Here is a 13,596-nt window from a genome sequence, read left to right as displayed (position 1 = left end):
TCTGGCCATCAGGCACAACGGCTATAGCGCATCGGCTTGGGCGCGGCACCCTCGCCATAATCGCGGCGGACGAGCGTCTTGCCGCCGTCCTGCACCGTGAGCTGCATCAGCCGGTCCCAATCCTCGCCTTCGCCGCTGAACTTGTAATCGGCGACGAGGCGCGTCGCGCTGCGTTCGCGGATATGCGCCAGGATTCCCTGCGATTCGTAGAAGCGAAGGTCCCCCGCGCCGATCGTCAGCAGCCCCTTTGCGTCGCCCTTGGTCGAGGTGCAGTCGGCCGCGACCAATCCCCAGCGCCCCTGAAGCGCGACGGGAATCGCCGCGTCGCCCTGGCCGATGCCGGGGTCGAGCTTCGCGGGCGGCTTCACCGCGGGGTCGGCGACATAGTCGGGCACGCTCTCCTGCGCCGCGGCCGGTGCGGCGGGCGCCGCCTCGGGAACCATCGGCGCCGTCTTGGCGGCGCTGCCGCCGGCGCCGGACTGCTCGTCCCTGCCGTCCTTGGCGCCGCCGCTGCACGCAGCGAGCAGCAGAAGCCCCATGGGGAGTGCATATCGGATCATGTTCTTTCTCCTTCGAGAGGAGAAATGTCCGGCGCAGGCACGGGGTTGCCTAGCCCATCGTCGGGATGACGAAAGCGTTGCCCCCGTCGGGCGATCCGTCGGGCCAGCGCGCGGTCACGGTCTTGACCTTGGTCCAGAACTTCACGCCTTCCATGCCGTGCTGGTTGGTGTCGCCGAACGCCGAGCGCTTCCAGCCGCCGAAGGTGTGATAGGCGACCGGCACCGGGATCGGCACGTTGATGCCGACCATGCCGACATTGACGCGCGCCGCGAATTCGCGCGCGGCGTGGCCGTTGCGGGTGAAGATCGCGACGCCGTTGCCGTACTGGTGCTTCGACGGCAGTTCGAGCGCGGTCTCGAAATCCGCCGCGCGGACGATCTGGAGCACGGGGCCGAAGATTTCTTCCTTATAGCTTTCCATCTCGGGCGTGACATGGTCGAACAGGGTCGGGCCGACGAAGAAGCCCTTCTCATGCCCCTGCAGCGTGAAGCCGCGGCCGTCGATCACCAGTTCGGCGCCCTCGTCGGCGCATTTCTGGATCCAGCCCTCGACCTTCTGCTTGTGCGCTTCGGTGACCACCGGGCCATAATGCGCCTCGGCATCGGTCGACACGCCGACGCGCAGCGCCTCGATCGCGGGGACGAGCTTGTCGCGCAGGCGGTTCGCGGTGTCCTCGCCGACCGGCACGACGACCGGCAGCGCCATGCAGCGCTCACCCGCCGAGCCGAAGGCGGCGCCGGTGAGGTCGTTCACCACCTGGTCGAGGTCGGCGTCGGGCATGACGATGCCGTGGTTCTTCGCGCCGCCCATTGCCTGCACGCGCTTTCCGTTCGCGACGCCGCGGTTATAGACATAATGCGCGATGTCCGACGAGCCGACGAAGCTGACCGCGCCGATATCGGGGTGGTCGAGAATCGCGTCGACCATCTCCTTGTCGCCGTGGACGGTCTGGAAGATACCCTCGGGCATCCCCGCCTCAAGGAACAGCTCCGACAGGCGCACGGGAACCGACGGGTCGCGCTCGCTGGGCTTCAGGATGAAGGCGTTGCCGACGACGGTCGCAATCGCGCCCATCCACAGCGGGATCATCGCCGGGAAGTTGAACGGGGTGATGCCCGCGCCGATGCCGATCGGCTGGCGCATCGAATAGACGTCGATGCCGGGACCGGCGCCGATCGTATAGTCGCCCTTCAGCACATGCGGCGCGGCGCAGGCGAATTCGACGACGTCGAGCCCGCGCTGAACGTCGCCGCGCGCGTCGGCGATCACCTTGCCATGCTCGGCGGACAGCATCTGCGCGAGCTCTTCCAGATTGGCCTCGACCAGCCGCTTGAATTCGAACATCACGCGCGCACGCCGCTGCGGATTGGTCATCGCCCAGCCGGGCTGCGCCTTCTTTGCCGCGGCGACGGCGCGGTCGAGCACGGCGCGGTCGCCGAGCGCGACCTGCGCCTGGACGCCGCCGTTGTTGGGGTCGAGGATGTCGCCGAAGCGCCCCGAACCACCGGCGCCGCCGGCGATGTGATGGTCGATCTGTCGCATAGCTGTTGAGTCTCCCGTAAAATCTTGCCCCTGCCACAGACCAGTTGCGGCCCGATTGCAAGGGATAGACTTGCAGGACGATACTGCATATTTGCAGGCAAATGGATTGGGACAAGCTGCAATATTTCCTGTTCGTCGCGCGTCACGGCACGCTCGCGCGGGCGGGCGCCGCGCTGCACGTCGATGCGACGACGGTCAGCCGCCGGGTGAGCGCGCTCGAGACCGCGCTCGGCCGGACGTTGTTCGAGCGCGCGCCCACCGGCTTCGTCCTGACCGCGGCGGGCCGCGCGCTCGTGCCGCACGCCGAAGCGATGGCGGCGGCGGCGGCGCGCATCCATGCGCGCGACGAGGAAATGGGCCTGTCGGGACAGCTGCGGGTCAGCGTTTCCGAAGGCTTCGGCAACAGCTTCATCGCGCCGCGGCTCGGTGGTTTCGTCGCCGCGCACCCCGAGCTGGAGATCGATCTCGTCGCTTCGTCGGGCTTCCTCGACCCGTCGCGGCGCGAAGCCGATATGGCGATCCTGCTCGCGCGGCCGCGAAAAGGCCCGCTGATCACGCGCAAACTGTCGGATTACAGCCTGGGCCTCTATGCGCCCGCCGATCGCCCCGAATGGCGGGATGCGGCCGAGCGGACGCCGCTGGCGCGCGCGGGGATTCCGGTGATCGGTTACATGCCCGACATCCTCTATGCGCCCGAACTCGACTATCTGGGCGAGATCGAGCCGGGGCTGCGCGCCACCGTGCGCTCGTCGTCGATCCTCGCGCAGCGGCGGATGATCGCGGGCGGCGCCGGGGTCGGCGTCCTGCCCTGTTTCCTGGCTGCGGACGACCCCGCGCTGGTGCGCGTCCGCGCCGATCAGGTGATCGCGCGCGCCTTCTGGCTCGCGCTCCACCGCGACGTCGCGCCGCAACCGCGGATCCGCGCCTTCATCGAATGGCTGGATGCCGAGGTGCGCGAGAATCGGAGCCTGCTGGTGCCGGCCGATGCCGCGCGTTGATCCACTCACGTGGAAGCGGCGGAAACCGACTCTAGAACTGATAGGCGAGCCCGCCGCCCATCAGCCACTGGTCGCGGCTCCCGGCGACATCGACGATCGGTGAAGCCCCGAAACGGCTTGTCATCCGGCCATATTGCGCGCCGCCGATCAGCACGAAGCCCTTGCGCAGATCGCCCGACAGCGAATAGGCGCCGGCCATGCCGATCGTATATTTGCCGAGCGTCGCCTTGCGCCCCGCGCCGGTATAGACGGGCAGCCCGCTCGCCGCGCTGCCAATGGGGTCGACATCGAAATAATAGCGGCCGAAGCCCTTGCCATAGACGTTGAACGACGCCGAAACGCCGATATAAGCGCGCTTCGACAGCGGCGTGCCATAATCGATCGTCGGCGAGACGACCCAGCTTCCGTGCCGGCCGCTGATATCCTTGACCCCGACGACGCGGAAACCGATCTGGTCGTAGCGGCTGGTGATAATGCCCGATTGCGTGATCCCCGCCGAAATGCCGAGTTCGACCGCCACCTTGCGGTCGCCGAGCGCCTCGACCTGCGCATCCTTGATGCGGCCGGTGCGGTCGCTGCGCAGGTTGATGATCGGGCCGAACTTGATGTCGGTCCGCTGTCCGCGCTTCTGGCGGATCAGATCGACCTGGAAATTGGTGCCGCGGGTCGAGAAGCTGTAGCCCTTGTAGCGCCCGCGGAAATAGAAGGCGGGAAGGACGTTGCGCTCGTCCGAGCCATTATAGCTCGGCACGGTGATCACCCCCGCGGCGAGCGCGAAATAGTCGCGCGCATAGCGGCGGTCCTCTCGATCGTCCTGCGGCCGCGCGGCGGGGAGCAGGATATTCTCGTCGATGTCGCCGCTGTCCTGCACGAAGCGCGCCGGCGCATCGGCGGGCGCGGCGACCGGCGACGGATCGGCGGTGAGCGGCAGGTCGTAGGGAAGCGGCGCCGCTTCCTCGGCCGCGGCGGGCGCTGCGAAGACCGCGAGGCAAGCAAGGATCGGCGCCAGGCGAAGGAAGCGGAAGAGCGGCGTCAAATCGGGCATATCCATCCTATGTTCTTGCCCCTCTGGGAGCGGGTGTATGGGATTGCCCCGACAATGCAAAGACTTCGTCTTGCCGGGGAAGGCTTTTCGCTTCATCGTGGCTTTCGTGCATCGCTCCGTCCTTCCCCTCTTTCTATCCGCGCGAGCGGGCATCGGTTCCCGATGAGCCGCGCGGGACGGTTCATCGGCTATGTGCTGCTCGCGGGCGCGGCGCTGATCGCGGCGGCGACGCGGCGCGAGGCGATCGCGACGATCGGGCCGTTTCCGGTGATCGCCGTCGTGCTGCTGCTCGCGATGGTCGGGGCGATGCTGGTGTTCACCGACCTGATGGTGCGCGGGCTCTATGCGCAGATCGATGCAATGAAAGGGCGCGAGGAAGAGGAATAGCTCCCCTCCCTGCAAGGGAGGGGCCGGGGGTGGGTCGCCGCAGGCGTTCTTTCCTTCGGACGTTCCTTCGGGCCGCTTACCCACCCCGCTGCGACTAGGCAGCAAGCTGCCAAGTCTTCGCACCCCTCCCTTGCAGGGAGGGGAGGCTTTTTGTTCGACAGTATCTGCGGTTACCAGTATGACGCCGCGATGACCGATCGTCCGCATACGCCGCTGCTCGACACGGTGGATGTCCCCGCCGACCTCCGCAAGCTGAAGCCCGAAGATCTTCGCCAGTTCGCCGACGAGCTGCGCGCCGAGATGATTTCGGCCGTCGGCACCACCGGCGGGCATCTGGGTTCGGGACTCGGCGTCGTCGAGCTGACGGTCGCGCTCCACTATGTGTTCGACACGCCGCGCGACAAGATCGTCTGGGACGTCGGGCATCAATGCTATCCGCACAAGATCGTCACCGGCCGCCGCGACCGTATCCGCACGCTGCGCACCGGCGGCGGACTAAGCGGCTTCACCAAGCGCAGCGAGAGCGAATATGACCCGTTCGGGGCCGCGCATTCGTCGACCTCGATCAGCGCCGCGCTCGGTTTCGCGATCGCCAACAAGCTTAGGCAAGAACCCGGCCGCGCGATCGCGGTGATCGGCGACGGATCGATGTCGGCGGGCATGGCCTATGAGGCGATGAACAATGCCGCCGCCGCGGGCAACCGGCTGATCGTCATTTTGAACGACAACGACATGTCGATCGCGCCGCCGGTCGGTGGGCTTTCGGCCTATCTCGCCAAGCTCGTGTCGTCGCGGCCGTTCGTCGAGCTGCGCGAGATCGCGCGGCGCTTTGCGCGCAAGCTGCCGCAGCCGCTCCACAAGGCGGCGAAGAAGACCGACGAATTCGCGCGCGGCATGGCGATGGGCGGCACCTTGTTCGAGGAACTGGGCTTTTACTATGTCGGGCCGATCGACGGGCATAATCTCGACCATCTGATCCCGGTGCTCGAAAATGTCCGCGACAGCGACCATGGCCCGGTGCTGATCCATGCGGTGACGCAGAAGGGCAAGGGCTATGCCCCCGCCGAAGCCGCGGCCGACAAATATCATGGCGTGCAGAAATTCGACGTCATCACCGGCGTGCAGGCAAAAGCGCCGCCGGGACCGCCCGCCTATCAGAATGTGTTCGGCGAGACGCTGGCGAAGCTCGCCGAGACCGACAAGCGGATCGTCGCGATCACCGCGGCGATGCCGTCAGGGACCGGGGTCGATAAATTCGCGAAGGCGCATCCGGGCCGCAGCTTCGACGTCGGCATCGCCGAGCAACATGCGGTGACCTTCGCCGCCGGGCTCGCCGCGCAGGGAATGCGGCCGTTCGCGGCAATCTATTCGACCTTCCTCCAGCGCGCCTATGATCAGGTGGTGCACGACGTGGCGATCCAGAATCTGCCGGTGCGCTTCGCGATCGACCGCGCGGGGCTGGTCGGCGCCGACGGATCGACCCACGCGGGTTCGTTCGACATCACCTATCTCGCGACCTTGCCCAATATGGTGGTGATGGCGGCGGCCGACGAGGCCGAGCTCGTCCACATGACCTATACCGCCGCCGAACATGACGCGGGGCCGATCGCTTTCCGCTACCCGCGCGGAAGCGGCACCGGCGTGGCGCTGCCCGAGGTTCCGCAGAAACTGGAAATCGGTAAGGGCCGCGTCGTGCGGGCTGGCAAGACGGTCGCGATCCTGTCGCTCGGCACCCGGCTCGCCGAAGCGCTGAAGGCGGCCGACACGCTGGAAGCGCGCGGCCTGTCGACGAGCGTGATCGACCTGCGCTTCGCCAAGCCGCTCGACGAGGAGCTGATCCGCAGGACGCTGGCCGCCCATGAGGTCTGCGTGACGATCGAGGAAGGCAGCATCGGCGGGCTCGGCGCGCATGTGCTGACGCTGGCGAGCGACGAGGGGCTGATCGACGCCGGGCTGAAACTGCGCACGATGCGGCTGCCCGACGTCTTTCAGGATCAGGACAAGCCCGAGGCGCAATATGACGAAGCGGGGCTCAACGCGCCGCAGATCGTCGACACGGTGCTGAAAGCCTTGCGCCATAACAGTGCCGGGGTCGAGGAGGCGGGCGCACGGGCGTGAGCGCGGGTCGAAGGCGGCACGCGCCATGAACTTCTTCAACCTCCTGAAATCGCTCGACGAGCTTCTCTATGAAGTGATGTCATGGCTGATCTTCTATCCGGTCACGCTGTGGCGCGCGCTGACGCGGCCTTTGCAGATGATGGATTATTCGGACGCCGAGCAGGACGATCCGGCCGAGCGGCAATATACCGACACGCTGTCGCCGCCGCTGTTCCTGCTGCTGACGCTCGTCATCAGCCACGCGGTCGAACTGTCGACGGTCGGCGAGAGCGCGGTCGTGCTCGACAAGACCGGCATCGGCGGGCTGGTCAACGACGATTCGACCTATGTGCTGATGCGCGCCGCCTTTTTCAGTCTGTTTCCCCTCGTCATGGCGGCGCGGCTGGTGCAGGCGCGCCATGTGAAGCTCGACCGGGCACCGCTGAAAGCGCCCTTCTACAGCCAATGCTATGTCGCCGCGCCCTTTGCGCTGATGGTTTCGGGCAGCGGGATATTGTTGCAGTTGCACCCGCTCGGGGCGGGAATCGCGGGGCTGGCGCTCCTCGCCTTCGCGCTGCTCTGGTTCGGCAGCTTGCAGATTTTGTGGTTCGCGCAGCATTTGCGCGTCAGCCGCTGGCGCGCAGCGCTGCATGCCTCGCGCGCGATGATCGAGGCGCTGATTGCCTTCATCGTCTTTTCGCTGATCGTCGTTTAGGACGCGGGATCGGCGCCGGACCGCGATCGCCGCGGCGATGGTATCGCGCGCAACCAAATTGTCGCACTTTGTCGCAAAGCCCCGAAACCGCTTGCATGGCCCCTGCCGTTCGGCTGAATAGCGCCGACTCCCCAGCCGCCCGGCACCAATCGAGACCGGAATTCTGATGACGAAGACAAGGCCGCTGCTCCTGATCGGGGCTCTGTGCATCGCGACGCTTTCGCTCGGCGCCTGTTCGGACAAGGATGCGAAGGGCGGCAATCGCACCGCCGAGGTCGGCTATGTCGTCGTCCGGCAGGAGCCGGTGCCGGTCACCACGTCGCTCGGCGGACGCACCGTCGCCTTCGAGACGAGCGAGGTGCGGCCGCAGGTGAACGGCGTCATCCGCCGCCGCCTGTTCACCGAGGGCGGCTTCGTCCGTGCCGGTCAGCCGCTCTATCAGATCGATGCGAGCCTTTATCAGGCGGCGGTCGATCAGGCCGAAGCGAACCTCGCCAGCGCCCGCGCCAGCGCGCAGGCGGCCGAGGAGAAAGCGAAGCGCTTCGCCCCGCTCGCGAAAATTCAGGCGGTCGCCGAACAGGATTATACCGATGCGCTGGCGCAGGCGCGCAGCGCGCGCGCCGCGGTGGCGCAAAATGCCGCCGCGCTCGAAACCGCGCGCATCAACCTGCGCTACACCAGCCTGTCGGCGCCGATCAGCGGGCGCATCGGCCGCAGCCTGGTGACGCCGGGCGGGCTGGTCAGCGCGAGTCAGGCGGCCCCGCTCGCGGTGATCCAGCAGACCGACCCCATCTATGTCGACATGCAGCAGTCGAGCGCCGACCTCACCCGGCTGCGCCAGGCGCTCGCGAGCGGCGGGGTGACGCCGGGCGGCACCTCGGTGCGGCTGAAGCTGGAGGACGGCAGCGACTATGCCCTTCCCGGCACGGTGCAATTTTCCGAAGTGACGGTGAGCGAGGAGACCGGCACCGTGACGCTGCGCGCGCGCTTCCCGAACCCTGGGGGGCTGCTGCTTCCCGGCATGTTCGTGACCGCGCTGTTCGACCAGGCGATCAATCCGGCTGCGATGCTCGTACCGCAGACCGCGGTGCAGCGCGATTTCGACGGGTCGGCCTTCGTCTATCTGGTCGGCAAGGACAATAAGGCGGCGCGGCGCAAGATCGTCGCCGAGCGCACGGTGGGGACGAACTGGGTCGTCACCGGCGGGTTGAAGCCCGGCGACAAGGTCATCAGCCAGGGGGTCGGCAACCTGCGGCAGGGGGCGCCGATCAAGCCGGTTCCGGCCGGCAGTCCGCAGCGGATCGGGGCGCCCGCGGACAAGGGTGCGGCGACGAAAGGACGATAGCCCCTCATGTCGCGTATCTTCATCGATCGGCCGATCTTCGCCTGGGTGCTGGCGATCGTCGTCATGCTGGGCGGGCTGGGCGCGCTCTTCTCGCTGCCGCTCGAGCAATATCCCGACATCGCCCCCACGCAGGTCAATATCCGTGCGAGCTATCCGGGCGCGTCGGCCGAGACGATAGAGAACAGCGTCACGCAGGTGCTCGAACAGCAGCTCACCGGAATCGACGGCCTCCTCTATTTCAGCTCGCAATCGAGTTCGCGCGGGCAGGCCAGCATTTCGGCGATCTTCTCCAAGGGGACCGACCCCGACATCGCGCAGGTGCAGGTGCAGAACAAGATCGCCTCGGCGATCTCGCGCCTGCCGCAGCAGGTGCAGCAGCAGGGGGTGCGCGTCACCAAGTCGAACGCCGATTCGCTATTGCTCGTCGGCGTCTATGACGAAACCGACACGCGGTCGAACCAGGACGTGTCCGACTATATGGCGTCGAACATCCAGGACCCGCTGTCGCGCGTCGAGGGAGTCGGCGACGTCAACGTCTATGGCGCGCCGCACGCGATGCGCATCTGGCTCAATCCGCAGCGGCTCGCCGCCGTCTCGCTGATGCCCGGCGACGTCGTTTCGGCGATCAGCGCGCAGAACAGCGAGATCGCGGCGGGCGATGTCGGCGGCCTGCCGGCGCCGAAGGGCCAGATGCTCAACGCGACCGTTACCGCCCAGTCGCGCCTCCAGACCCCCGAACAGTTCGAGAATATCGTCCTCAAGACGCTTCCCGACGGGTCGGCGGTGCGGCTCAGGGATGTCGCGCGGGTCGAAATCGGCGCCGAAAGCTATACGACCGTCAGCCGCGTCAACGGCCACCCCGGCGCGGGCATGTCGATCTCGCTGTCGCCGGGGGCCGACGCGCTCGAAACCGCCGATCGCGTCAAGGCGCGGATGGAAGAGCTTGCCGCCGATTTCCCCGACGGCCTTGCCTACAGCTATGCCAACGACGCGACCGCCTTCATCAAATTGTCGGTCAGCGAGGTGCGGAAATCGCTGCTCGAGGCGATCCTGCTCGTCGTCCTCGTGATGTTCGTCTTCCTGCAAAGCTGGCGCGCGGTGCTGGTCCCCGCAATCGCGGTGCCGGTCGTCCTGCTCGGAACCTTCGGCATCTTCTACATCGCGGGCTTCACGATCAACACGCTGACCCTGTTCGGGCTGACGCTGGCGATCGGCCTGCTCGTCGACGATGCGATCGTCGTCGTCGAGAATGTCGAGCGATTGATGGAAGAAAATCCGGGCATGTCGGCGCGCGAGGCGACGATCGAATCGATGAAGGAATTGCAGGTCGCGCTGATCGCGATCGCGCTGGTGCTGTCGGCGGTGTTCCTGCCGATGGCCTTTTTCGGCGGATCGACCGGGGTCATTTATCGCCAATTCTCGGTCACCATCGTCTCGGCGATGGGGCTGTCGGTACTCGTCGCGCTGATCCTCAGCCCGGCCCTGACCTCGACCTTGCTGAAACCGCGCGTGGCGCACGGCGCCGAAAGCGATCGTCCGCATCGCTTCCCGCGTTTCCACGCCGTGCTGAAGCGCGCGCAGGACGGCTTCAACACGCGCTTCGACCGTTCGGTGAAGCGCTATGTCGGCAGCGTGACCAAGGTCGTCGATCGCAAGTGGCGCTTCCTTGGCATCTACGTCCTCATCGTCGCGCTGCTCGCGGTGATGTTCGTGCGGCTTCCCGGCGGCTTCCTGCCGAACGAGGATCAGGGGCGCGTTTCGGTCCAGTTCCGCCTGCCCGCGGGCGCGACGCAGGAACGCACGCTTGCGGTGCGCGATCAGGTCGAGAAATATCTGCTGACGAAGGAAAAAGCCAATGTCGGCGCGACCTTCCTGATCGCCGGCGGCGGCGGGGGCGGTGCGTCGGGCCAGAACACCGGGCAGGGCTTCGTCAACCTCGTCGACTGGGATCTGCGGCCGGGCAAGGAGAATAGCGCCGACGCGATCGCCGACCGCGCGCGCAAGGCGCTGTCGGGCCTTCGCGATGCGCAGGTCTTTGCGCTCGTCCCCGGCGCGGTGCGCGGCCTCGGCGACACTTCGGGCTTCACGATGGAGTTCCAGAACCGCAGCGGGATGAGCCGCGCGGAATTCGCCGCGGCGCGCGACCGGCTGCTCGACATGGCGAACGCCAATCCGAAACTGACTTCGGTCCGCCTGTCCGACCTTCCCGACGTCGCGACGCTGAAGGTCGATATCGATACGCAGCGGCTCACCGCTTACGGTCTCAACAACAGCGACGTGAACAGCACGCTCGCGACCGCATGGGGCGGGCGCTACGTCAACGACTTCATCGACAAGGGCCGCGTCAAGCGCGTCTATGTCCAGGGCGATGCGCCCTATCGCGCCAAGCCCGAAGATCTCGGCCAATGGTATGTCCGCTCGGCGGACGGACAGATGTCGCCCTTCTCCGCCTTTGCCGCCATCGGCTGGTCGACGACGCCCGCCAGCACCTCGCGCTTCCAGGGCGTTCCCGCCTTCGAAATCTCGGGCCAGCCCGCCGCGGGCACCAGTTCGGGCGAAGCGATGGACGAGATGGAGCGGATGGCCGCGCAAATCCCGGGCACCAGCGTCGCCTGGGCGGGCTCCTCCTATCAGGAGCGCCAGGCGTCGGGGCAGGCGCCCTTGCTCTATGGCCTGTCGCTGCTCGTCGTCTTCCTCTGCCTCGCCGCGCTCTACGAAAGCTGGTCGATCCCGCTCGCGGTCATCCTGATCGTCCCGCTCGGCCTCGTCGGGTCGGTGTTCGCGGTGACGCTGCGCGGGCTGGAGAACGACGTCTATCTCCAGATCGGCCTGCTGACGACGATGGGGCTCGCGGCGAAGAACGCGATCCTGATGATCGAGTTCGCCGAGCAGGAGGAACGAAAGGGCAAGCGCGTGATCGAGGCGGCGATCGAGGCGGCGCGCATCCGCCTGCGCCCGATCCTGATGACCAGCTTCGCCTTCATCTTCGGCGTGATGCCGCTCGCGATCGCGACCGGCGCGGGCGCGAACAGCCGCGTCGCGATCGGCACCGCGGTGATCGGCGGGATGCTGACCGCGGCGCTGCTCGCGATCTTCTTCATCCCGCTCTTCTTCGTGCTCGTCCGTCGCGGCGTGCGCGACGGGCTCGCGGCGGTGCGCCAGCGCTTCGGCAAGAAGGGCGGCGGCGCGGAGGTGACGGCATGAAAGGCGGGCTCCTGATCGCGGTTCCGATCCTGCTGGCGGGCTGCTCGCTCGCGCCGAAGACGGTGCTGCCCCCGCCGCCGGTGCCGCAAAGCTGGCCGGTGGGCGACGCCTATCTTCTTCAGAGCGAGGAAGCGCTGCCGATCCTGTCGTACAAGACGATCTTCACCGATCCGCGCCTGCAAACCCTTGTCGACCGGGCGCTGGAGAATAACCGCGATCTGCGCACGGCCTATGCCAATGTCGCCGCCGCCCGCGCGCAGGCGCGGGTCAGCCGCGCGGGCCAGTTTCCCGCGCTCGGCATCAGCGCGGGCGCGGGCTATTCCGATTCGGGCGGCAATGGAAACGGCAGCGGCGATTTCTCGCTGCGCGGCGGTGTCACCGCGTTCGAGCTCGACCTGTTCGGCCGCCTCGCCAATGCCGCCGAGGCCGACCGCAACAGCGCGCTCGCGACCGAAGCGGCGTCGCGCACCGTCCGCCTCGCGCTGATCGCCGACCTTGCCGGCATCTGGGCCACCTATGGCGCCGACCGCGACCTGCTCAGGATCGCCGGGGATACCGCCGCCAATGCGCGCGAAAGCGTGCGGCTGACCAAGGCGCGGCTCGACGGCGGGGTCGCCCCGCGCACCGACCTGCGTCAGGCCGAGCAGATTCTCGCGACCGCCGAGGATTCGATCGCGCAGCAGCAGACCGCGCTCGCGCAGGACGAAAACCTGATCCGGCTGCTCGTCGGTGCCGAGTTCGACCGCGCGCTGCTACCCGCGGGGCTTGCCGACGTGACGCCGGGGGTCGTGTCGCTTCCCGCTGGAGTCAGTTCGCAGATATTGCTGCGCCGCCCCGACGTGATCGAGGCCGAATATCGCCTGCGCGCCGCCAACGCCGACATCGGCGTCGCGCGCGCGCGGCTGTTCCCGGCGATTTCGCTGACCGGCCTGCTCGGATTCGCGAGCGATGCGCTGTCGAGCCTGTTCGACGGCGGATCGTTCAATTGGTCCGCCGGGGGCGACGCGACGGCGACGATCTTCGATTTCGGCGGCCGCCGTGCCGGGGTCGATGTCACCAAGGCGCAGCGCGACGCCGCGCTTTCGAGCTATGAAGGCGCGATCCAGACCGCCTTCCGTGACGTCGCCGACGCGCTCGCGGTGCAGGGCACGATATCGGAACGCGTCCGCGCCGCGGCGGCGAACACGGAGGCGGCGGCCGACACCGCGATGCTCACCGACGCGCGCTACAAGGGCGGCGTCGACAGCTTCCTCGCCAGCCTCGACGCGCAGCGCAGCCTCTATGCGGCACGGCGCAGCGAAATCGGCACGGGCCTGCTGCTCGTGCAGACCCGAATCGCGCTGTTCCGCGCGCTGGGCGGCGACAGCGGCGCCGGGAGCGACGCGGCGGCGCGCTGATTGATTTCACGCAAAGGCGCAAAGAGGGCAGGTGCCGCCGCAGCGCCGCTTTATCGTCACCTAGAGTCTGATGGCGTTACATTGACCCGCTACGTCATTGCGACCCCGGCGAAGGCCGGGGGAAGCAATCCAGAGCGGTTTACGCATACTCTGGATTGCCGCGTCCCCCGGATCAAGTCCGGGGTCCTCGCAATGACGATTCCAACGGATATCATTCTGTTCTAGAGAGTGTGGGGATTTTCAGCTGTAGGATTATGGAAAAACCCTGTTCCCCCGCGAAGGCGGGGGTCCAGAGCAGCCCTGCG

10 protein-coding genes are annotated in these 13,596 nt (G+C 67.3%); 7 read left to right on the top strand and 3 right to left on the bottom strand.

All coding sequences use genetic code 11. The annotated features are described in order from the left end of the window. Positions 1-8: 8 nt before the first annotated feature. Positions 9-560: a hypothetical protein gene (locus tag OJI97_RS03560; protein ID WP_297661174.1), complete on the bottom strand. Its 552-nt coding sequence runs from the start codon at positions 558-560 to the stop codon at positions 9-11. Positions 561-609: 49 nt separating this feature from the next. Then, the gene (locus OJI97_RS03555) at positions 610-2,103 is read right to left on the bottom strand and encodes a CoA-acylating methylmalonate-semialdehyde dehydrogenase (protein WP_297661172.1); all 1,494 of its coding nucleotides are present in this window, start codon (positions 2,101-2,103) and stop codon (positions 610-612) included. 101 nt (positions 2,104-2,204) lie between these two features. Between OJI97_RS03555 and OJI97_RS03550 the strand changes: the two genes are divergently transcribed. Next, positions 2,205-3,101 carry a LysR family transcriptional regulator gene (locus OJI97_RS03550; protein ID WP_297661170.1) on the top strand — a complete coding sequence of 299 codons (897 nt, stop codon included), beginning with the start codon at positions 2,205-2,207 and terminating at the stop codon, positions 3,099-3,101. A 31-nt stretch (positions 3,102-3,132) separates the two neighbouring features. Here the strand turns inward: OJI97_RS03550 and OJI97_RS03545 are convergent, their stop codons facing one another. Continuing rightward, a complete protein-coding gene (locus OJI97_RS03545; protein ID WP_297661168.1) occupies positions 3,133-4,146 on the bottom strand; it encodes a MipA/OmpV family protein in 1,014 nt (337 codons plus the stop codon). A 162-nt stretch (positions 4,147-4,308) separates the two neighbouring features. Between OJI97_RS03545 and OJI97_RS03540 the strand changes: the two genes are divergently transcribed. The 6 genes from OJI97_RS03540 (at position 4,309) to OJI97_RS03515 (ending at position 13,291) form a co-directional block, all read left to right on the top strand. Then, complete coding sequence (locus tag OJI97_RS03540; protein WP_297661166.1) at positions 4,309-4,533, top strand: hypothetical protein; 225 nt, start codon at positions 4,309-4,311, stop codon at positions 4,531-4,533. 189 nt (positions 4,534-4,722) lie between these two features. Further along, positions 4,723-6,651 (top strand): 1-deoxy-D-xylulose-5-phosphate synthase, encoded by a 1,929-nt coding sequence (dxs, locus tag OJI97_RS03535; RefSeq protein ID WP_297661273.1) that lies wholly within the window; start codon positions 4,723-4,725, stop codon positions 6,649-6,651. Positions 6,652-6,676: 25 nt separating this feature from the next. Beyond that, positions 6,677-7,345, top strand: a complete 669-nt coding sequence (locus OJI97_RS03530) for a hypothetical protein (RefSeq protein WP_297661164.1) — start codon at positions 6,677-6,679, stop codon at positions 7,343-7,345. Positions 7,346-7,511: 166 nt separating this feature from the next. Further along, positions 7,512-8,690: an efflux RND transporter periplasmic adaptor subunit gene (locus OJI97_RS03525; RefSeq protein ID WP_297661163.1), complete on the top strand. Its 1,179-nt coding sequence runs from the start codon at positions 7,512-7,514 to the stop codon at positions 8,688-8,690. Positions 8,691-8,696: 6 nt separating this feature from the next. Next, positions 8,697-11,894, top strand: coding sequence for an efflux RND transporter permease subunit (locus OJI97_RS03520; protein WP_297661161.1), 3,198 nt, complete (start codon positions 8,697-8,699; stop codon positions 11,892-11,894). After that, entirely contained in the window at positions 11,891-13,291 is a 1,401-nt protein-coding gene (locus OJI97_RS03515; protein ID WP_297661159.1) for an efflux transporter outer membrane subunit, read from the top strand. Before OJI97_RS03520 ends, OJI97_RS03515 begins: the two co-directional genes overlap by 4 nt. Positions 13,292-13,596 lie beyond the last annotated feature (305 nt).

Origin of the sequence: Sphingopyxis sp. (genome assembly GCF_025869345.1) — a bacterium.
GTDB lineage: Bacteria > Pseudomonadota > Alphaproteobacteria > Sphingomonadales > Sphingomonadaceae > Sphingopyxis.
This window is presented reverse-complemented; position numbering and strand designations above follow the sequence as displayed.